The organism is Promicromonospora sp. MEB111, from assembly GCF_030209445.1.
Lineage (GTDB): Bacteria > Actinomycetota > Actinomycetes > Actinomycetales > Cellulomonadaceae > Promicromonospora.
Genome location: NZ_JARVSD010000004.1, coordinates 1 through 20,275 on the forward strand (window position 1 = coordinate 1; position 20,275 = coordinate 20,275).

The window sequence follows — 20,275 nt, forward strand, 5'->3', positions numbered from 1 at the left end:
GGTGTCTGATCCTGCGGTGTCTGATCCTGCGGTGTCTGATCCTGCGGTGTCTGATTCACGGCGTCCGATATCGCGGCGCTGACGCGTCGGGTCCTGCGGCGTTCGAGCTGGCGCGGGTGAGCCGCGGGTGATCCCGGGGCGACGTTCGATCCGGCCCGGGCCCGGTCGGTTGCCCCGGTCCCGACGACGTCGCGGCAGGCCCTGACCAGGTCCGTCAGGCCCTGTCCGGGTCCGGGGCCGTCGGACCGCCGGTCCCGGGCCTGGTCCAGGGCTCCGTCGCGGGCCTGGTCCAGCGCCTGGTCCAGCGCGAGTTCGCCGCAGATTCGCCGAACTGGGAATGGTGCGGGGGTGCCAGTCGTTGACTCTTGGCACGCGAAATCAGAAACCCCGCGGGGTAGTCCCGCCCGACGTGACTTCGCACTGACTTTGCCCATATCACCGCGTTCGTCGCGGGGTACAGGGAGGCCGACGGTACAATATATATGTTCGCCGGCGGAAGAAGAAGGTCCAGTGACGGCCCCGCCGGCGGTACACCGCCCCCTCGAATGCCGAAAGGTCGGTTTGTGGCGCCCACTCCGCTGAAAGCCCCCCAGGACACCGCTCCTGTCCCTGCACGCGACAACCTGCCCCGTGAGTTCGAGCATCCTGCCTTGCAGGAGCTCCTCGCTCGCGGTGCCGCCGACGGCTCGGTCGACGCCGAGAACTTCCGGCGTGCATGCGAGACGGCGCAGGTCGGTGACGCCAAGCGGCTGAAGGCGGTGCTGCGCGCACTGGCCAACGCCGGTGTGCAGGTGGGGCTCCCCACTGTTACCAAGGTGGCCGCGGCGTCGGCCACCCGTTCCACAGCGGTCGCCGCCAAGGCGCCCGCCGACGAGGCGGAGGCCTCCGCGAAGCCGGCCCGGCGCACCCGGGCGACGGCGGCGAAGACCACGACCGCCAAGAGGTCGACCCCGGCGCGCTCCACCGCGAAGCCGAAGGACGACGACGAGATGCCCGACGACGTCGATCTCGACTTCGACGACGTCGACGATGACGATGACGAGGCAACGACGAGCACGCGCAAGAAGCCGGCGGCGAAGGCCGGCGCGAAGAAGCCTGCTGCTCGGGGCAAGTCGAAGTACGACAACATCGAGCCCGACGGCGTCGCCGTCGAGGACCCCGAGGACGAGACCGACTCCGGTCCCGAGACCGTCACCAAGACGACTCGCGGCCGAGCCGGCAAGACGGCCAAGGAAGGCGACGAGAGCTCCGGCTTCGTCGTCTCCGACCGGGACGACGACGACCAGCCCGCACAGCAGGTCGTCACCGCCGGTGCCACGGCCGACCCGGTCAAGGACTACCTGAAGCAGATCGGCAAGGTCGCGCTGCTGAACGCGGAGCAGGAGGTCGAGCTCGCGAAGCGCATCGAGGCCGGCCTGTTCGCCGAGGAGCGCCTTGCCACCACGGAGTTCGACCGGAACGACAAGGACCAGCGCCGCTTCGAGCGCGACCTCAAGTGGATCGCGCACGACGGCAAGCGGGCCAAGAACCACCTGCTGGAGGCCAACCTCCGCCTCGTGGTCTCGCTGGCCAAGCGGTACACGGGCCGCGGCATGCTGTTCCTGGACCTGATCCAGGAGGGCAACCTCGGTCTGATCCGTGCGGTCGAGAAGTTCGACTACACCAAGGGTTACAAGTTCTCGACCTACGCGACCTGGTGGATCCGGCAGGCGATCACGCGTGCCATGGCCGACCAGGCCCGCACCATCCGCATCCCGGTGCACATGGTCGAGGTCATCAACAAGCTGGCCCGTGTCCAGCGCCAGATGCTCCAGGACCTGGGCCGCGAGCCCACGCCGGAGGAGCTGGCCAAGGAGCTGGACATGACCCCCGAGAAGGTGGTCGAGGTCCAGAAGTACGGCCGCGAGCCCATCTCGCTGAGCACCCCGCTCGGCGAGGACGGCGACAGCGAGTTCGGTGACCTCATCGAGGACTCCGAGGCCGTCGTCCCGGCGGACGCCGTGTCGTTCACGCTGCTCCAGGAGCAGCTGCACCAGGTTCTCGACACCCTCTCGGAGCGTGAGGCCGGCGTGGTCTCGATGCGGTTCGGCCTGCAGGACGGCCAGCCCAAGACGCTCGACGAGATCGGCAAGGTCTACGGCGTGACGCGTGAGCGCATCCGTCAGATCGAGTCCAAGACGATGTCGAAGCTGCGCCACCCCTCGCGGTCGCAGGTGCTGCGCGACTACCTCGACTGAGCGACTTCCTCCATCGAGCCCGGCGCGATCCGGGACCGACGCCGGGCGGGTGAACTTCTTCGGAAGGTCACCCGCCCGGCGTCTTCGTATGGAAGCGTGCCCGATGTGTCCCCATCGATCAGCGCCGCTCCCGGAGCACGACGTGTCCGGACGCTCGCGGCAGTCCTCGTCACGTGCCTCGCAGTCACGCTCCTCACGGTCGGCCTGTCCGCCGTCCCCGCCGCCGCCGCGGGGTACACGCTGACGGCGTCCGGCTCCGCCACGACCACGGCGGCCACAGCCAAGACCCTCTCGGTGGTCTACCGCTACAACGGCGCCGCCCGGAAGAACGCGTCGGTGGCCGTCCAGCAGTACCGCGACGGCGCCTGGGTGCGGATCAAGACCGTGACCACAGGTTCCACCGGCAAGGCGACGACGTCGGTCAAGCCGTCCGTCACCACGAAGTACCGCTTCAAGACGGTGAAGGCCACCAGCGCCACCCTCACGATCACGGTCGTGCCGGGGTCGTGGGCGATCGCCGGCTCGGGCAACGGGCACGGCGTGGGCATGGCCCAGTACGGCGCCTATCAGATGGCGCGCACCGGCAGCACGGCGACCCAGATCCTGGGGCACTACTACCCGGGTGCGACCGTGGGCACCGCCAACAACCCGCGCACGTCGATCGACGTCCAGGTGCTGGGCAAGGCGGCCGACCCGACCACCACCACGATCAGCCTGTCCGCCGGCTCGTGGCGGCTGCTCGACGGCGCACGGGCGCAGCTCGCCACCGGCACGTCGGCCCGCAAGCTCTCGATCGCCCGGACCACGGCGGGCGTGACCGCCAAGATCACCGAGAACGGCACGGTGCGCCAGACGATCAGCGCCCGCCGCACGCTCTGGCTGGAATGGACGGGCACCGACTACTGGACGGGCACCGCCGGCACCGTGACCGTCTCCGGGGCGCAGGGCAGCTACCGGCACGGCCGGCTGCGGATCACCAGCCCCAACCCGCGCCCCAACGTGGTCAACCAGGTGGTCCTCAACGACGAGTACCTCTACGGGCTCGACGAGATGCCGTCGCTGTGGGGCACCAGCGGCTACGGCGGCGCCGCCGCGCTCCAGGCGCAGGCGATCGTCGCGCGCAACTATGCCGTCCTGGCCAAGACCGCCGGCCTGAAGACCTCGTGCGACTGCCACCTCTACGACGACACCAGCAGCCAGAACTACACCGGCTGGAAGAAGGAGGGCGGCGAGGCGGGCTCGACGTGGCGCGCCGCCGTCGACGCGACCCGGCAGGACGGCGCCTCGACCGTCTCGATCGTCCGCAACCCCGCCGGCGAGATCGCCGAGACGCCGTACTTCGCCTCGACCGGCCACGGCGGCAGCTACTCCGGAACCACGAACAACCAGGACGCGTTCGGGACCGCCGCGCAGTCCCACCTCGCGCACGTCGCCGACCCCTACTCGGCCCAGGCGCCGGGTAACCCGAACACCTCCTGGACCGGGACGCTCACGCAGACGAAGGCGAAGACGGTCTTCGACCTGGCCTGGGTCAAGTCCGTCAAGGTCACGGCCCGCTACTCCAGCGGCCAGATCAAGACGATGCAGGCGGTCTCGGTGCAGGGCACCACCCGCAACCTGACCAAGACGGCGGAGGGCTGGCGCACCACTCTCGGGTTCCGGGCCTCCTGGGCGGACACGGTGACCGCGCGGAAGTGAGCCAGGCGGCAGCTCTGCCCGGACATGACGACGCCGGCGGTGGGTCACCCTTCGGGGTGGCTCACCGCCGGCGTCGGTCTGTCGGCGTCTGTGGGTCCGGTGGTCGTCCGGCCTGGGTGTCAGGCCTGGCCGTGCTCCGCGTGGAGCCGGTCGGTCTCGTCCTGGACATGGGTGGCGACGTCCGCGTAGGCGGACGCGTGTGCGCGCGCGTGGTGGCCGCAGAAGAGCAGCTCGCCAACGGGCAGAACGACGCGCACGTAGGCCTGCGCGCCGCAGCGGTCGCAGCGGTCGAGGGCGGTGAGCGGTTCGGTCGTCAAGGTCGTCACATCTCCATCCAACCATTCGCTCGCGCGGTTCATGCCAGCCCATGTGGCCGGTTCGCTGCGAGCATAGCGGCGTCGCTCACACTTCTGGTGCCCTTCCGCCCCCAATTGCGCTGAAAGGGTAATTTCCGTCATGGGGTGAATCTTGGCGTCACACGGCTGTTCGCACGGCGTTCGAGTCACGTCACGGGGCGCCTGACGTGGGATGTCGGTGACCTCGTCTACGCTGTCGCCGTGACCGCAACGTCCGAGTCGTACACCGCTCGCCACCTGTCCGTCCTCGAGGGCCTCGAGGCGGTTCGTAAGCGTCCCGGTATGTACATCGGGACCACCGACTCCCGTGGCCTGATGCACTGCCTCTGGGAAGTCATCGACAACTCCGTCGACGAGGCCCTGGGCGGCCACGCCACGAAGATCGGCGTCGTGCTGCACGCCGACACCTCGGTGACCGTCTCGGACGACGGGCGCGGCATCCCCGTCGACATCGAGCCCAAGACGGGTCTGAGCGGCGTCGAGGTGGTCTACACCAAGCTGCACGCGGGCGGTAAGTTCGGCGGCGGCTCCTACCAGGCGTCCGGTGGTCTGCACGGTGTCGGCGCCTCCGTGGTGAACGCGCTGTCCTCGCGCCTCGACGTCGAGGTGGACCGCGGCGGCAAGACGCACCGCATGACCTTCCACCGGGGCGAGCCGGGCACGTTCTCCGACCCGGCCTCGGGCCCCAGCCCGGACGCGGTGTTCCACCCCTTCGTGGACCACTCCGAGCTCGGCGTGGTCGGCAAGGTGCCGCGCGGCCGCACCGGCACGCGCGTGCGCTACTGGGCCGACCGGCAGATCTTCCCCAAGTCCGCGGTCTTCAGCTACGACGAGCTGGTCACGCGCGTCCGGCAGACCACGTTCCTGGTGCCGGGCCTCGAGATCGTGGTGCGGGACGAGCGCGGCCTGCCCGGCACGCCGGGCGAGAACGGCCCGCACGAGGAGTCCTTCAAGCACACCGGCGGCGCCGCCGACTTCGTCGAGTTCCTGGCCCCCGACACGCCCGTCACGGCGACGTGGGTGCTGCAGGGGTCGGGCAACTTCACCGAGACGGTGCCGGTGCTGGACGAGCGCGGCCACATGTCGCCGCGCGAGGTGCAGCGCGAGTGCGAGGTCGACATCGCGCTGCGCTGGGGCACGGGCTACGACACCGAGGTGCGGTCCTTCGTCAACATCATCTCGACCCCCAAGGGCGGCACGCACCTGACGGGCTTCGAGCAGGGCCTGCTCAAGGTGATCCGCAAGGGCGTGGAGACCAACGCGCGCAAGCTCAAGGTGTCCACGAAGGACGGCGCGGAGCGCATCGAGAAGGACGACGTGCTCGCGGGCCTCACGGCCGTGGTCACGGTGCGCCTGTCCGAGCCGCAGTTCGAGGGGCAGACCAAGGAGGTGCTGGGCACCGGGCCGGTGCGCCAGATCGTCTCCCGTGTGGTCGAGAAGGAGATCCAGGCCCGCCTGACCTCCACCACGCGCGACGGCAAGACGCAGGCCTCGCTGCTCCTGGACAAGATCGTCGCCGAGATGCGCGCACGCATCACGGCCCGCAAGCAGAAGGAGATCTCGCGCCGCAAGAACGCGCTGGAGACCTCCTCGCTGCCGGCCAAGCTGGCGGACTGCCGCTCGAACGACGTGGACCGCTCCGAGCTGTTCATCGTCGAGGGCGACAGCGCGCTCGGCACCGCCAAGCTCGCCCGGTCCAGCGACTTCCAGGCGCTGCTGCCGATCCGCGGCAAGATCCTGAACGTCCAGAAGGCGTCGATCAGCGACATGCTGCGCAACGCCGAGTGCGCGGCGATCATCCAGGTGCTCGGCGCGGGCTCCGGCCGGTCCTTCGACATCGAGGCCGCGCGCTACGGCAAGATCATCATGATGACCGACGCCGACGTGGACGGCGCGCACATCCGCACCCTCCTGCTGACCCTCTTCTACCGCTACATGAAGCCGATGGTGGAGGCCGGCCGCGTGTTCGCGGCGGTGCCCCCGCTGCACCGGGTCGAGGTGATCGGCAACGGCCGGCGCAAGAACGAGTACATCTACACGTACTCCGAGGCCGAGCTGGGCATCACGCTGAAGAAGCTCGACCGGGCGGGCCGGCGCTACAAGCCGGACATCCAGCGGTACAAGGGCCTGGGCGAGATGGACGCCGACCAGCTCGCGGAGACCACGATGGACCCGCGCCACCGCACGCTGCGTCGCGTGACCGCGGAGCACGCCGAGGCGGCCGAGCGGGCGTTCGAGCTGCTCATGGGCACCGACGTGGCGCCGCGCAAGGAGTTCCTCATCGCCGGCGCGGCCGAGCTGGACCGGTCCCGGATCGACGCCTGAGACGGCGGCGCCGTCGTGTCCACGCCGACCTAGACTGGCCGGCGTGAACACGACTTCCCGCCATCCCCTCCGGACCGTCGCCTCCGCGGCGGCCGCCCTTCTCGTCGCCGGCCTGCTCGCGGCCTGTGGCGGTACGACGGCGGAGCCGGAGCCGATGGTCTCGGCCACGCTGGGCCAGCAGTCGGCCGCCGAGGCGTCGCCGTCCGCCGAGGCCTCGCTGTCGACCGACGCGTCGGGCGAGGTCGAGAGCCTCAGCTATTCCGGTCGGACGGGTGCGACCGCCCTGGAGCTGCTGCTCGAGGCGGACCCGTCGGCCGAGGTCACGGGAGAGGGCGCGAACGCGTTCGTCACCGCGATCGGCGGCCGGGTCGCCGACGACTCGAAGAGCGAGTTCTGGTCGCTCTCCGTGGACGGCGAGCTCGCGCAGGTCGGTGCCGGATCGCTGGAGACCGAGGACGGCCAGGAGATCACGTGGACACTCGAGACGTACTGACGCCGTCGTCGGACGGGCGCGATGGGGCGCGTCGTGACCTGACGGTCCGGGAGCTGGCCCACCGCTGGTGGCGGCCCGCGACCGTGGTGCTGGTGCTGGCCACCGCTGTGGTGTGGCGGCTGGTCGCGCCGGGGCTCAGCGCGCCACCGAACCTGGAGATCGCCACCGCGGCGACCTTTCTCGCCGTGCTCCTGCTGCGCAACCGGTGGGCTGCCGTGGTCCCGTTCGCCGTGGTCGCGGTGAGCGACGCGGTGCTCGGCAACACGCAGATCATGTGGTTCACCTGGTCGGCGTGGGCCGTCGTGGGCGCCGGCGCGATCTTCGCGCGGCACCTGCGCGGGCCCGGCCGGTACGCGGCCGCGCTCGGCGTGGGCGTGGGCGGCTCGCTGTGGTTCTTCGCCTGGACCAACTTCGGTGTCTGGCTGCTGGACGGGCTGTACCCGTCGACCCTGGACGGGCTGCTGGCGAGCTACGTCGCGGGGCTGCCGTTCCTGCGCACCATGCTGCTCGGCAACCTGGTGCTGGTGCCGTTCGCCGCGCTGCTCGCCGGCCTGGTGGAGCGCGCCGAGGCGGCCGCGTCGCCGGCCCCGGCGGTCGCCAAGGGCTAGCCCGGCCGCCGCGCGGGCCGGGAGCGCACTCCGGCACGCTGCACAGGATCTGCTGCTGACCGAGCTCGGCGACCTCCTGGTCCGGAAGCGGACTCTTCTGTCCGGATGCTGTTCGGGTCGCGTTATTGCGGTTAGAGTCAGTAGCGGCCCGCTCGCGGGCGCGGGCGCTCAAGGCCGAGCGTCCGAGGACCTCACCGAGGAGATCCGATGCCGCTCGTCCACCGTTCGCACGCCTCCCACGCCTCGTCCGCCGTCCCGAAGGCTGTTCCCCAGGCAGGTCGACGCCGCACCCGGCTCCGCTGGACCGCCGTCGCCGCCGCCCTGACCGTGCTGGCGCTGCCCGCGGTCGCCGTCCCGGCCGCCGCGACCTCCGACCGGTCCGAGCCGGCCGGCCCGTCCAGCACGGCGGCCGCCTCGCCCAACCGGTCCAGCTCGGCGTCCGACGTGCCCGACGTGCCCGACGTGCCCGTCGTACCGAACCAGGCCGTCCCGCTCGACGACTTCTACACCCCGCCGACGCCCCTGCCCGACGGTGCGAACGGCGAGGTGGTCCGGTGGCGCGAGGAGCCTCGGCAGCTCAGCGCCCGCAACTACCTGGTGATGTACCACTCGACGAACGCGACCGGCCAGGACATCCCGGTGACCGGCCGGGTGCTGGTGCCGACCACGCCCTGGCGGGGCGAAGGCCCGCGGCCGATCGTGTCCGTGGCGAGCGGGACGCGCGGCGTCGGCGACACGTGCGCGCCGTCGCGCTGGCTCGACTACGAGCGGCCCTTCATCGAGCCGATGCTGCTGGCGGGCTGGGCGGTCGTGGTGACCGACTACGAGGGGCTCGGCACGCCGGGCGGGCACACCTACGTCGTCGGGCAGTCGGAGGGGCGCACCGTCATCGACATCGTGCGCGCGGCCACGAACCTGCCGGCCACCGGGCTGCAGGCCGGTGGCCGGGTCGCGTTCTCCGGCTACTCGCAGGGCGGCGGGGGAGCGATGTGGGCGGGTGAGCTGCAGCCCGAGTACGCGCCGGAGCTCGACCTCGTCGGCGTCGCGGCGGGCGGCGTGCCCGCCGACCTGAGCGAGGTCGCCGAGGGACTCGACGGGCAGGTCGGGTTCGGTTTCCTCCTGTTCGCGGCCTACGGGCTCGACGCCGCCTACCCCGAGCTCGATCTCGGGTCCTACCTCAACGAGCGCGGCCGGGAGACGTACGAGCGCGAGAAGGTCGCCTGCGTCGAGGCCACGATCGCCCACGCGTTCCAGAACATCGGGATGTTCACCTCGACCAACCCGCTCCAGTCGCCGCAGTGGCGGGCGCGCCTCGACGAGAACCGGCTCGGGGACAACCCGCCGGACGTCCCGATCCGCCTGTTCCACGGGACGCTCGACGAGATCGTCGCACCGGGCCAGGCGCGGGCGCTGCGGGACGAGTACTGCGCCGCCGGCGCGGAGGTCCAGTGGGAGTGGCACCTCGGCGAGCACGTCTCGACGATGGTGACCGGGGCGCCGGGTGTCATCGCGTTCCTCGACCGGCGGTTCGAGGACCGGCCGTTCCTGGCGCACTGCTGATGCGCTGCCGCTGACTGAAACTCCATGCAAAAGCGCAGGTAGGACCCACTTTTTGCGCGACCGACGACGGGCCCGGGGTGATCCCCGGGCCCGTCGTCGCCATGCCGCGTGCCGTTCCCCGGCTGTTCACTCGCGCGTCGCCGTCCGGTTAGTCCCATTGATGACGATTGCCGGGTACGTGAGTCCGTCCGAGCACGACCAACGCACGAACGAGGGGTTCTGTCATGGCCAACATCAATGTGACCTTCCAGCAGATGGAGGACGCTTCCCAGCGCATGAAGCAGGAGGCGGACGACATGCAGGCGAAGCTGGACCAGCTGCGCACCATGGTCGACAACCTGGTGCAGGACGGTTACGTGACGGACAAGTCCTCCAAGCGGTTCGACGAGTCCTACAAGGAGCTCGACAAGGGTGGCAAGCAGGTCATGGAGGGTCTGACCGGTATCGGCGAGTACCTCAAGCAGGCCGCCGAGGCGCTCCGCAAGACCGACGAAGAGCTCGCGAACGCCCTGAACAAGTAGCCCCGTGGCCGACCTCGTAGTCACGTCGGTCGCCGTCGACGAGGCCGCCGAGCAGCTGGCGGCGATCGTCGACGAGTTCAAGAACATGGGAAAGCTGTGGGAGGACGGCACCGTCTGGGGCCACGACACGGTCAAGAAGGCGATGGACGACTTCGTCGACGACTGGTGGGTCAAGCGGGAGAAGCTGACCACCAACCTCTCGGACCTGCAGAAGAAGATGGAGCAGGCCGCGGAGCAGTGGAACAACCTGGAGATCGAGCTCGCGGCCTCGTTCGACGAGCAGTAGCTCCCCAGGGAACGGGCCGACGCCCAGCAGCCCGACGCCCAGCAGTCCTGTGCCCAGAAGTTCGGTGCCCCGCAGTTCGATGAGCAGTTCACGCGCAGTAGGAGGACGAGGATGGGCGACACCCGGGCCGGGGAATGGCATCTGCTCGACTACGACTCCGACCCCGTCCCGGCCGACGTGGCCGGGTTGGACCCGGTGATCAAGCACTACGAGGACATCGCGCTGGCGATGTCGACACAGGCCAAGCTGCTCAAGAAGATCGGCGACGGCGACGAGACCCTGCTCAAGGGCAAGGCGGCCGACGCCATGCGCAAGCGCTCCCGGGAGAGCGCCGACGCGCTGAACAAGGCGTCCGGCCGGTACGACGACATCCGGGACGCGCTGCGCACCTTCCGGCCGGAGCTGGAGTACGCACGCTCGGAGACGGGCCTGGCACTGACGGCCGCCCAGGACGCGGCCGCCGCCCAGAAGGGTGCCGAGGGCCTGCCCGACCCGGTGAACGCCGACCGGCCGGACGACGCGCCGCCGCTCACCGACAAGGAGAAGCAGGAGTCCGAGAGCCGCACGGGCAAGATCAACGAGGCCAAGGGTGACCTGGAGGCGGCAAAGGCCAAGGCGCGTGCGGCCATGGTCAGGTTCGACGCCGCTGCCACCGCAGCCGCGAACAAGATCCGGGAGAACTGGGGCGACGACGGTCTGCACCACAGCGGCTGGGAAGCGTTCCTGCACAAGCTGAACAAGTTCCTCAAGAAGCTGGTCGAGATCCTGATGTACATCGGGATGGCGCTGGCGGTGCTCAGCATCCTCATCCCGGGCCTGGGCATGCTCACGCTGCTGAGCGTGATCGCGACAGTGGTCTCCGTCGCCGCGAGCTTCATCCTGGCGGTGCAGGGCGAGGGCAGCTGGCTGAGCGTCATCATCGGCATCCTCAGCCTGGGCCTGATCGGCGTCGCGGCGAAGATGGCCGGCTCGCTCAAGACCATCCAGGCCGCGCAGCTCGGCTCCAAGGTGAAGTTCACGCCGGGAGCGATCAAGGAGCTCAACAGCCTCGCCAGCCGCCTGGCCATCTACTCGAAGAACCCGATGCGTCCGTTCGACCGGTTCATGACCGGCAAGCTCGGGGCCCAGATCAAGCCGTTCACGAACTGGGGCAACTTCATCCAGACCACTCGCGTCTCACCCGGCTGGTGGCAGATCGGGAAGCCGAACGCGTGGGTCAAGGGCGACTTCAGCAAGTTCGGTGCGTGGTTCAAGAACGACTCGAGCCGCTTCATGACCGCGATCAAGGGCGGCCCGTGGCGCTGGGACCGGCTGATCGGCATCAGCGACATCAAGGACGTGCAGAAGATCAACGCGGCCCTCGGCCAGCTCGGGATCACCGGATTCGCGATCAAGCCGTGGATGTACATCGGCCCCATCTCGTACACGTTCGGCTGGTCGATGCGGCCGTTCAGCCTGATCAACCCGTCGAACTTCAACCCGACCGACCCGCGCTGGAGCCTCGACGGCTGGCGGGACGCCGACTACAGCGGCCTCTACTCGGAGCAGACGGGCCTGTGACGACACCGGAGACGAGCACGACCGGCACACCCCGTGCCCTGGCGTCGTCCTGGGAGTGGCGGCTGGACCTGCCCGAGGGCTGGCTCGAGGTCCCGGGCGGCATCACCGGGGCGTCCCACGACCTCGCCGCCTGGGAGCGCGGGGCCACGGCAGTCGTGCGTGAGTCGCTCGAGCCCGTACCCGACGAGTCCGGCACGACGGTCGAGCTGGACGACGACGCACGCGCCCAGCTCGACCAGCTTGCCGCCATCTCGGTGGCGAACCTCCGGGAGTTCGCCGACGGCATGGCCCCCGGCGACCATCGCGTCGTCGCGGCCCTCGGGGTGATGGGGCGCGGGCCGGTGCCGGTGCTCGTCGCCGTCGGGACCAGTGACCCGGCGGCGCCCGACGACGACCTCATGGCCGCGCTGGGCGCAACGGGCGGCTACCCCGCGGCGCCGCCCACGGTCGAGTACCCCGACATGCCCGACGGCGACGGCGTGCGGGTGATCCGCCTCGACATCGGCGAGGAGTCCGGCGGTGCCTGGATGAGCGTGGGACTGGGGCGGCGCACCGAGCACCCGGACGCGGTGGTGGACACGGTACTGGTCTGGCGCACCCAGGACCTCGTGCTCGGCGCGGTGATGGTGGAGCTGCTCGACCAGCTGATGCCTACCGTGCGGATCGACCGGACCGCGGCATGACCGGGCCTGCGACAGGACCGGTGGCAGGACCGGTGACAGGCCCGGCGGCAGGATCAGCGACAGGGTCGCCGGCGACGCCTACCGATACCTGGGCCTTCCTCCTGCCCCCGGGCTGGGCGCGGTTCCCGCTCGGCGCGGGGCGCGGCAAGGAGCGCGACGCCGCCGTCGACGAGGTGGTCGCACGTGCGCTGCCCCGGGACCGGGCCCTCGCGGGCGGTCCGCAGGACGCCGACCTCGCCGCGCGCCGGGAGCTGCTCCGGGCCTCGCTCCGCGCGGCGCTCACCGGTGCGGGCGGCGCCGACGACGAAGCGGGCACGAGCACCAGCTCCGTCACGAGCACCAGCACCGTCACGAGCACCAGCACCGTCACGAGCACCAGCACGAGCACCAGCACCGGAGCCGTCTACCTCCCGACCGTTCCGATCGCCGGCATCGCCGTCCCGGCGTCGATCACCGAGTCCGAGCTCTTCGGCGAGGTGGGGCGCAGCCCCGCCGAGGTCGCGGAGCGCGTGCTGGGCCGGACCCGCGACACGAGCGAGGCGGTTGACCTGGACGGACGTCCGGGTGCGCGGGTGGTGCGGACCGGGCACGATGTGCACCGAGAGGGCGGTCGGCCGGCGCGCTCCACGCGTGAGGTGACGTATGTCGTCTCCCGGGACGAGGCGGCCGGCGACTGGCTGGTGCTGTCCTTCAGCACCGGCTGGAGCAGCCGGGACACCGAGCGGCTGGCCGAGACACTGGTCGAGTTCTTCGACGCCGTCATGGCCACTTTCCGCTGGACCGGTCCCGGTTCGAACCCCGTGAACCTGCCCGAACGGAGGGTCCCCGGATCCGCGTAAGGGATAACCCGAAGATTCACCCCAGGGGTGTCCGGTTCATGTACGATCGCCCTGTTTTCCACGAGGCAACCTGAGAGGACCGATCATGGCCAACATCAATGTGACCTTCCAGCAGATGGAGGACGCTTCCCAGCGCATGAAGCAGGAGGCGGACGACATGCAGCACAAGCTGGACCAGCTGCGTTCGATGGTGGACAACCTCGTCCAGGACGGTTACGTGACGGACAAGTCCTCCAAGCGGTTCGACGAGTCCTACAAGGAGCTCGACAAGGGTGGCAAGCAGGTCATGGAGGGTCTGACCGGTATCGGCGAGTACCTCAAGCAGGCCGCCGAGGCGCTGCGCAAGACCGACGAGGAACTCGCCAACGCGCTGAACAAGTAGTCGTCGGATGGCCGACCTCGTCGTTACCTCGATCGCCGTCGACGAAGCTGCCGAGCAGCTGAAGTCGGTGCTCCACGAGCTCGAGAACATGAAAGAGCTCTGGGACGACGGCGACCTCTGGGGTCACAGGACGGTGAAGAACGCCATGGGCGACTTCGTCGACAGCTGGTGGGTCAAGCGGGAGAAGCTCCAGGAAAACCTCAAGGACCTCCAGGACAAGATGGAGAAGGCCGCCGAGACCTGGAACGACACCGAGATCGAGCTGGAGAAGTCACTGACGCCCGAGGGCTGACCCGACACACCTGAAGCTCGACAGACCCGAAGACCTGGTCGACGCCGGACGGCGCGACACAGGCCCGAACTATGAGGAGGCCGGATGAGCGCCGCCCGCGTGGGTGAGTGGCATCTGCTGGACTACGACGACGACCCTGTTCCGGCCGAGGCGTCCGGTCTGGATGCGGTGATCAAGCACTACAAAGAGATCGCCGAGATGATGACCACGCAGGCGGCGCTCCTCAAGAAGATCGGCGACGGCGACGAGACCCTGCTCAAGGGTGAGGCGGCCGACGCCATGCGAGGACGCGCCGGGGAGAGCCACGAGCACCTTGCCGCCGCCGCGGGTCGTTACGACGACGTCCGCGCGGCCCTGGAGGCCTATCGTCCCGAGCTGGAGACCGCGCGCTCGGAGACGGGCAAGGCCCTGGCGAAGGCCGAGGACGCGGCCGCGGCCCAGAAGGGCGCCGAGGGCATGCCCGACCCGGTGAACGCGGACCGGCCGGACGACGCGCCGCCGCTCACCGAGCAGCAGAAGCAGGAGTCCCAGAACCGAGCGAACAAGATCGAGGGCGCCAAGGGCGAGCTGGCGGCGGCCAAGGCCATCGCCGTCGCCGCGATGTCGGCCCTCGACTCGGCCGCCGAGCGGGCGGCCGCCAAGATCAAGGAGAACTGGGGCGACGACGGGCTCAAGCACAGCGGCTGGGAAGCCTTCGTGCACGGGTTCAACAAGTTCCTCAAGGGGCTGGTCGAGATCCTCGGCTACATCGGCATGGCGCTCGCCGTGCTCGCCATCCTCCTGCCCGGGGTGGGTGCGCTGGCGCTGGCCGGTCTGATCGTCGGCGTCGTGAGCCTGGTCGCCTCGATCGTGCTCGCCGCCCAGGGCGAGGCGAGCTGGATGGGTGTCATCCTCGGCGTCATCGGCGTCGCGGCGGCCGGTGTCGGCATGGTCGTGGCCAAGTCGATCACGGCGTCGGTGAAGGCGGCACAGGGTGCGGTGCTCGCCGGCAAGGGCGCCTCGGGCCCCTTCATCGGCACCCTGGGCGGCCTCATCATCAAGCCCATGGCGATCCAGAAGATCTCGATCATGATCTCGACGAAGCTGCCCGGCTGGGCCTCGATCGTCGCCCCGATCAAGTCCTGGTCGCTCAGCGGCGCGCTCGGCCTCGGCGGGCTCAGGGAGCTCAGCCTGCTCGGGCTCTGGGGCGCGAAGTTCACGATCAAGCCGTGGATCTACGTGGCCGGTCCGGGTGCCATGCTGTCAGGCCTGATCAGCGGTCTCTGGGGTGCCGTGCCGCCCACGAGCTTCCCCGGCGAGGACAAGCGCGGGGACTGGACCGCGCCGACGGACTACGAGTACAACCACCTCACCACCTGAGCCAGGAGCCGATTCAGTGTTTGCGACTTCGCTGTGTGCGACGAGACGTAGGGGGCCGGCATGAGCGGCGTCGGCGTCCAGGACTGGACCTGGACCATCGAGGCCCCGGCCGGCTGGCTGGTCGTGCCCTCCACGGTGACCGAGCCCGCCGAGACGGTCGGCGCGTGGCAGGGGGAGGCCGTCGAGCTCCTGCTCACGTCGTTCCTGCCGCAGGACTCGGACGGCGGGGCGCAGCCCGATGCCGGCCACGTGGAGCTCGTCCGTGACTCCCTGACGCAGACGGTCGCGAGCCTGGTGGCGTTCGCCGACGAGGCGGCGACCGAGGGAGCCCGGGCGATCGCGGGCCTCGGCCTGCTGGACCGCGGCCCCGTCCCCGTGCTCGTCACCGTCGGCATGATGGACCCGGCCGAGTCGGACGACGCGCTCATGACGGTGCTCGGCGCGACCGGCGGCAACCCGGTGAACCCGCCGAGCATCGAGTACCCCGAGCTGCCCGACGGCGACGGCATCCAGGTCACCCGCGTGGACATCGACGAGGCGGGCGGCGCCTGGGTGACGGTCGCCGTCGGCCGGCGCACCGAGCACCCGGAGGCGGTGGTGGACACGGCCCTGATCTGGCGCAGCCAGGACCTCGTGCTCGTCCCCACGATCCTGGAGACGCTCGTCGGCCTGCTGTCGGCCGTGAAGATCATCCGGAGCGAACCGTGAGCGAGAGCCCCGTGAACGAGAACCCTGCGAGCCAGACCCCCGCGAGCGAGACCCGGGCGGGCGAGACCCCCGGGAACGGGCAGGCGGGCGGCAAGCCGACCGATGCCTGGGTGATGCTCCTGCCACCCGGCTGGGCCCGGTTCCCGACGGGCGAGGGCCGCCAGCGCGAGCTGGACGAGGCGGTCGAGCAGGTCGTCGCCCGGGCCCTGCCGGACTCGCTGCCCCGCGACAAGGCCGAGCCGTTCCGGCGCATGCTGCGCGACGAGCTGCACAAGACCCTGGGCCAGGCGCGCGACGCCGGCACCGGCGCGGTCTACCTGCCGACGGAGCCCATGGAGGGCGTGATCGTCCCGGGTTCGATCGCGGAGATCGAGGTGGTCAGCGACGTCGGCACCGACCCGACCCGGATCGTCACCAGCATCCTGAGCGACGGGTACGAGCAGAGCGAGCTGGTCGAGATCGACGGCCGCCCCGGCGTCCGCGTGGTGCACACCGAGCACGGCGTCAAGAGCGAGGACCTGGAGCTGTCGACCCGGCAGGTGCTGTACGCGGTCTCCCGGGACGAGGCCGACGGCGAGTGGCTGGTCCTGTCGTTCACCACGATCTGGAACAGCGAGAACACCGAGCGCCTGGCCGAGGCCATGGTGCTCTTCTTCGACGCGGTGATGACGACCTTCCGCTGGGCCGGCCCCGGCACGAACCCCCTCAGGCTGCCGGAGCGAAGCGTTCCCGGCTCGGCCTGAGCGAGCCTCCTGCGCGAGACCCTTCTTGAACCACCCGGGCCTGAACCACCCGGCGCACCACCCCTGACTGACGCGGCTCACCTGGAGCGCGACACATCTGAAGACGGAGCAACTGTGCAGCACGCACCCCGTATCGCCGCCGCTATCGCAGCGGCGGCCCTGTTCACGACAGCCGTCACGGTTCCTCTCGCGGCCGCCGCCCAGGCGGCCACCACGGGTCCCGTTCTCGTGGGCGCCGCCCACACCGCGGTCCACGCCGGCCCTGTCACGCACCACCTCGCCACGCACCACCTCGCCACGGCCACGAAGGACGGCGAGAAGGTCAAGTACTACGTGGTGCCGGCCAAGCCGGAGGGTGAGCAGGAGTTCCTGTTCGACATCGCCCAGCGCCTCCTCGGCGACGGCAACCGGTACAAGGAGATCTTCGAGCTCAACAAGGGCCGCACGCAGCCCGACGGCAACGCCCTGACCGACGAGACCGTCCTGCTGCCGGGCTGGGTGCTGCAGCTGCCCGACGACGCCGAGGGCGAGGGCATCGAGGTCGGCGTGCTGCCGACCGGGCCCGCGGAGGGCGCCGGAGAGGCGAGCGGCTCGCCCGAGGCGCCGGCCGCGCCGTCGGTCCCCTACTACGTGATCGCGACGACGCCGGAGGGCGAGCCCGAGTACCTCCACATGATCGCCGAGCGGTTCCTGGGCGACGGCGAGCGGTACACGGAGATCTTCGAGCTGAACAAGGGCCGCACGCAGCCCGACGGCGGCAAGCTCACCGACGCGGCGGTCGTGACGGTGGGCTGGGTGCTCCAGCTTCCCGAGGACGCGGAGGGCGAGGGGCTGCAGCACGGCCCGCTCCCGGGCGCGAGCCCGTCTGCGGAGGCGAACGCCCCGACCGAGGCGACCGCGCCGGCCGGCTCGGGCGAGCAGTCCACCGGCGGGTCCGGGCTGGAGCCCGTCCTGATCGGCGTCGGCCTCGCCGTGGTCGCGGCGGCCCTCGTGCTCGTAGTGGTCTACGCGGTGCGCCGTTCGCGCGCCGGCCGTGAGGCGCCGTTCGACGACAGCCTGCTGCGCACCGACACCTCGGCGTCGTGGATGGTGGACCGCGCGCTGCGGGTGCTGCTCGCGTCGTGCGAGCGCGACGGCGTCGAGGTGCCGGGCATCACCGGCGTCTTCATCGAGGGCGGCGCGATGCGCCTGCGGCTGGCCGGCCCGGTCTCCCCGGCGCCCGAGCCGTGGGTGGCGAACGAGGACGGCCAGAGCTGGTCGGCCCCGCTGGCGCGGCTGCAGGCGGCGCCTGCCAGCGAGGCCTCGACCGCGCGGTTCTCGCGCCTGGTCACGATCGGCGTGGCCGAGACCGGCCGGGTGCTGGTCGACTTCGCCCGCGCCCGCGGCGTCATCAGCCTGGACGGGCCCACCCGCGCGCGGCACGAGGTGCTGCGCCGCTGGCTGGGCGAGCTGACGGGCAACCCCTGGTCGAACGACCCGCGCGTCGTCATGGTCGGCAACGGCCTGCCGCAGCCGGAGCAGGTGGAGCACCTGGCGGCGATCGAGCAGGTGATCCCGGAGCTCGACGCCACCGGCGGTGGCGTGCTCGTGCTGTCGCAGGCGCCGTCGGTGGCGCAGCAGGACCTGCTGGCCGCCCGGTTCGCCGACCCGCGCTTCGCCTGGGTGGTCATCGTGCTCGGCGAGTCGACGTCGGCGAAGTGGCGGATCACCGCCGGCGACGACGGCTGGCTGCGCAGCGGCTTCCTGCCCGACGTCCGCTACACGGAGCAGACGGCGGTGCGTCGGGCCGGTGAGTGAACGACTGACAAGGGTCGCGCGCCTCTGCCTGGCGACGACCCTGGTGACCGCACTGCTCGTCGCGCTCGTCGGCACCGTTCTCCCGGGGGTCACCCCGGCGCAGGCGCAGGAGGACCCGGTACTGCTCTCGCAGGGCAAGCCGGCCGTCGCGTCGTCGCTCGAGAAGCCCGAGTTCCCCGCGCGCCAGGCCGTGGACGGCAACCCGAACACCCGGTGGTCGAGCGCGTTCAGCGACCCGCAGTGGCTCCGGATCGACCTGGGACGGTCCACGACCATCCACCGGGTCGAGATCGACTGGGAGGTCTCCTACTCCACGGACTACCGGATCGAGCTGTCGAACGACGGCGAGACCTGGGAGGCGGCCTCGATCCAAGCGGGCGACGGCGGCAACGACGTGCTCAACTTCCTTGGTGAGGGCCGCTACGTGCGGATGTACTCCGGGGCGCGCGTCGGCACGGCCGGCAACTCCATCTGGGAGATGCGGGTCTACGGCGAGCCGGAGCCCACGCCGACCCCGACGCCGACCCCGAAGAAGCCGACCCCGAAGCCCAGCGTGACGCAGCAGGCGGAGGTCTCGCCGACCCCCACGCCCACGCCGGTGCCGAGCCGCAGCGGCCCGCCGGGCTCGGTGCTGTACTACGTGGTCAGGGCGACGCCCGACGACAACGTGGAGAAGCTCAACGACATCGCCGAGCGGTTCCTGGGCGACCGGGAGCGCTGGCCGGAGATCGCCGCGCTCACCGAGGGGCACCGGCAGCCCGACGGCGAGTACCTCACCGACCCGAGGACCCTGACGCCCGGCTGGGTGCTCAGGATGCCGAAGGACGCGGTGGGCGAGGGCCTGGAGTTCGGCCCGCTGCCGGGGTACGAGGGGGCGTCCCCCTCGCCGTCGGCCACGCCCTCGCTCGAGCCGACCCCGACCCCGACGCCGACCAGCGACGTGGCCGGGGCCGAGGAGGCCGCCGTCTCCGTACCCGTCGTCCCGATCCTGCTGGTCGTCGGCGGTCTGGTGCTCGTCGCGCTCCTGGGGCTGGTGCCGTTCTGGCTGGTGCGCAGGCGCAAGCGGCACGAGCCGTTCGACGACAGCCTGCTGCGTACCGACACCTCGGCGGCGTGGACGGTCGACCGGGCGCTACGGGTGCTGATGGCGGCCTGCGAGCGCGACGGCCTGGACGTGCCGGGCACGACCGGGGTGTTCATCGAGGGCAGCTCCCTGCGGCTGCGGCTGACGAACCCGGCCTCCCCGGCCCCGGCCCCGTGGCAGGTGAGCGAGGACGGGCAGAGCTGGTCCGCGCCGCTGGCGAGGCTGCAGTCCGGGGCGGCGTCGGAGAGCCCGACCACCCGGTTCTCGCGGCTGGTCAACCTGGGTATGGGGGAGACGGGCCGGGTGCTCGTGGACTTCTCCGTGGCCCGCGGCGTGATCAGCCTGGACGGCCCCACCCGGGTGCGGCACGAGGTGCTGCGCCGGTGGCTGGGCGAGCTGACGGGCAACCCGTGGTCGAACGACCCGCGCGTGGTCATGGTGGGCAACGGCCTGCCCCGGCCCGAGCAGGTGGAGCACCTGGCGGGGATCGAGCAGGTGCTGCCCGAGCTGGAGGTGGGCGACGGCGGCGTGCTGGTCCTGTCGCAGGCGCCTTCCGCGGCGCAGCAGGACCTGCTCGCGGCCCGGTTCGCGAGCCCGGAGTTCACCTGGGTGGTGATCGTCCTCGGCCAGTCCCCGTCCGCGAAGTGGCGCTTCACCGCGGGCGACGACGGCTGGCTGCGCAGCGGGTTCCTGCCCGACGTGCGCTTCGACGAGCAGACCGCCGTGCGGCGGGGAGGCGAATGA

The 20,275-nt window shown here is 70.9% G+C and carries 19 protein-coding genes; 18 read left to right on the plus strand and 1 reads right to left on the minus strand.

All coding sequences use genetic code 11. From position 1 onward, the window contains the following. Positions 1-545: 545 nt before the first annotated feature. Both QRN56_RS03720 and QRN56_RS03725 read left to right on the plus strand, forming a co-directional pair. Positions 546-2,237, plus strand: a complete 1,692-nt coding sequence (locus tag QRN56_RS03720; protein ID WP_502928742.1) for an RNA polymerase sigma factor — start codon at positions 546-548, stop codon at positions 2,235-2,237. A 105-nt stretch (positions 2,238-2,342) separates the two neighbouring features. Beyond that, positions 2,343-3,935, plus strand: coding sequence for a SpoIID/LytB domain-containing protein (locus QRN56_RS03725; protein ID WP_285101260.1), 1,593 nt, complete (start codon positions 2,343-2,345; stop codon positions 3,933-3,935). Positions 3,936-4,054: 119 nt separating this feature from the next. Here the strand turns inward: QRN56_RS03725 and QRN56_RS03730 are convergent, their stop codons facing one another. Continuing rightward, positions 4,055-4,294 carry a DUF7455 domain-containing protein gene (locus QRN56_RS03730; protein WP_051109391.1) on the minus strand — a complete coding sequence of 80 codons (240 nt, stop codon included), beginning with the start codon at positions 4,292-4,294 and terminating at the stop codon, positions 4,055-4,057. 198 nt (positions 4,295-4,492) lie between these two features. Here QRN56_RS03730 and QRN56_RS03735 point away from each other — a divergent pair, with 198 nt between their 5' ends. The 16 genes from QRN56_RS03735 (at position 4,493) to QRN56_RS03810 (ending at position 20,275) form a co-directional block, all read left to right on the plus strand. Then, positions 4,493-6,616, plus strand: coding sequence for a DNA gyrase/topoisomerase IV subunit B (locus tag QRN56_RS03735; protein ID WP_285101262.1), 2,124 nt, complete (start codon positions 4,493-4,495; stop codon positions 6,614-6,616). A 43-nt stretch (positions 6,617-6,659) separates the two neighbouring features. Beyond that, positions 6,660-7,109: a DUF4430 domain-containing protein gene (locus QRN56_RS03740; RefSeq protein ID WP_285101264.1), complete on the plus strand. Its 450-nt coding sequence runs from the start codon at positions 6,660-6,662 to the stop codon at positions 7,107-7,109. Continuing rightward, entirely contained in the window at positions 7,088-7,717 is a 630-nt protein-coding gene (locus QRN56_RS03745; RefSeq protein ID WP_285101266.1) for a DUF6580 family putative transport protein, read from the plus strand. Before QRN56_RS03740 ends, QRN56_RS03745 begins: the two co-directional genes overlap by 22 nt. Before the next feature lie 207 nt (positions 7,718-7,924). Beyond that, positions 7,925-9,277: a lipase family protein gene (locus QRN56_RS03750; RefSeq protein ID WP_285101267.1), complete on the plus strand. Its 1,353-nt coding sequence runs from the start codon at positions 7,925-7,927 to the stop codon at positions 9,275-9,277. A 224-nt stretch (positions 9,278-9,501) separates the two neighbouring features. Further along, complete coding sequence (locus QRN56_RS03755; protein WP_182617607.1) at positions 9,502-9,798, plus strand: WXG100 family type VII secretion target; 297 nt, start codon at positions 9,502-9,504, stop codon at positions 9,796-9,798. 4 nt (positions 9,799-9,802) lie between these two features. Continuing rightward, complete coding sequence (locus tag QRN56_RS03760; RefSeq protein ID WP_285101269.1) at positions 9,803-10,084, plus strand: hypothetical protein; 282 nt, start codon at positions 9,803-9,805, stop codon at positions 10,082-10,084. A 111-nt stretch (positions 10,085-10,195) separates the two neighbouring features. After that, positions 10,196-11,644 carry a hypothetical protein gene (locus QRN56_RS03765; protein ID WP_285101271.1) on the plus strand — a complete coding sequence of 483 codons (1,449 nt, stop codon included), beginning with the start codon at positions 10,196-10,198 and terminating at the stop codon, positions 11,642-11,644. After that, a complete protein-coding gene (locus tag QRN56_RS03770) occupies positions 11,641-12,327 on the plus strand; it encodes a hypothetical protein (RefSeq protein ID WP_285101273.1) in 687 nt (228 codons plus the stop codon). Before QRN56_RS03765 ends, QRN56_RS03770 begins: the two co-directional genes overlap by 4 nt. Positions 12,328-12,347: 20 nt before the next feature. After that, positions 12,348-13,166: a hypothetical protein gene (locus QRN56_RS03775; RefSeq protein ID WP_285101275.1), complete on the plus strand. Its 819-nt coding sequence runs from the start codon at positions 12,348-12,350 to the stop codon at positions 13,164-13,166. An 85-nt stretch (positions 13,167-13,251) separates the two neighbouring features. Further along, positions 13,252-13,548, plus strand: a complete 297-nt coding sequence (locus tag QRN56_RS03780) for a WXG100 family type VII secretion target (RefSeq protein WP_182617598.1) — start codon at positions 13,252-13,254, stop codon at positions 13,546-13,548. A gap of 7 nt (positions 13,549-13,555) precedes the next feature. Further along, complete coding sequence (locus QRN56_RS03785; RefSeq protein ID WP_285101276.1) at positions 13,556-13,840, plus strand: hypothetical protein; 285 nt, start codon at positions 13,556-13,558, stop codon at positions 13,838-13,840. Positions 13,841-13,924: 84 nt separating this feature from the next. Then, positions 13,925-15,199, plus strand: coding sequence for an NfeD family protein (locus QRN56_RS03790; protein ID WP_285101277.1), 1,275 nt, complete (start codon positions 13,925-13,927; stop codon positions 15,197-15,199). 60 nt (positions 15,200-15,259) lie between these two features. Further along, entirely contained in the window at positions 15,260-15,907 is a 648-nt protein-coding gene (locus tag QRN56_RS03795; RefSeq protein WP_285101279.1) for a hypothetical protein, read from the plus strand. Next, positions 15,904-16,650: a hypothetical protein gene (locus tag QRN56_RS03800; protein WP_285101282.1), complete on the plus strand. Its 747-nt coding sequence runs from the start codon at positions 15,904-15,906 to the stop codon at positions 16,648-16,650. The genes QRN56_RS03795 and QRN56_RS03800 overlap by 4 nt, the downstream gene beginning before the upstream one ends. Before the next feature lie 114 nt (positions 16,651-16,764). Next, entirely contained in the window at positions 16,765-18,447 is a 1,683-nt protein-coding gene (locus QRN56_RS03805; protein ID WP_285101284.1) for a LysM peptidoglycan-binding domain-containing protein, read from the plus strand. A gap of 43 nt (positions 18,448-18,490) precedes the next feature. After that, positions 18,491-20,275, plus strand: coding sequence for a discoidin domain-containing protein (locus QRN56_RS03810; protein ID WP_285101285.1), 1,785 nt, complete (start codon positions 18,491-18,493; stop codon positions 20,273-20,275).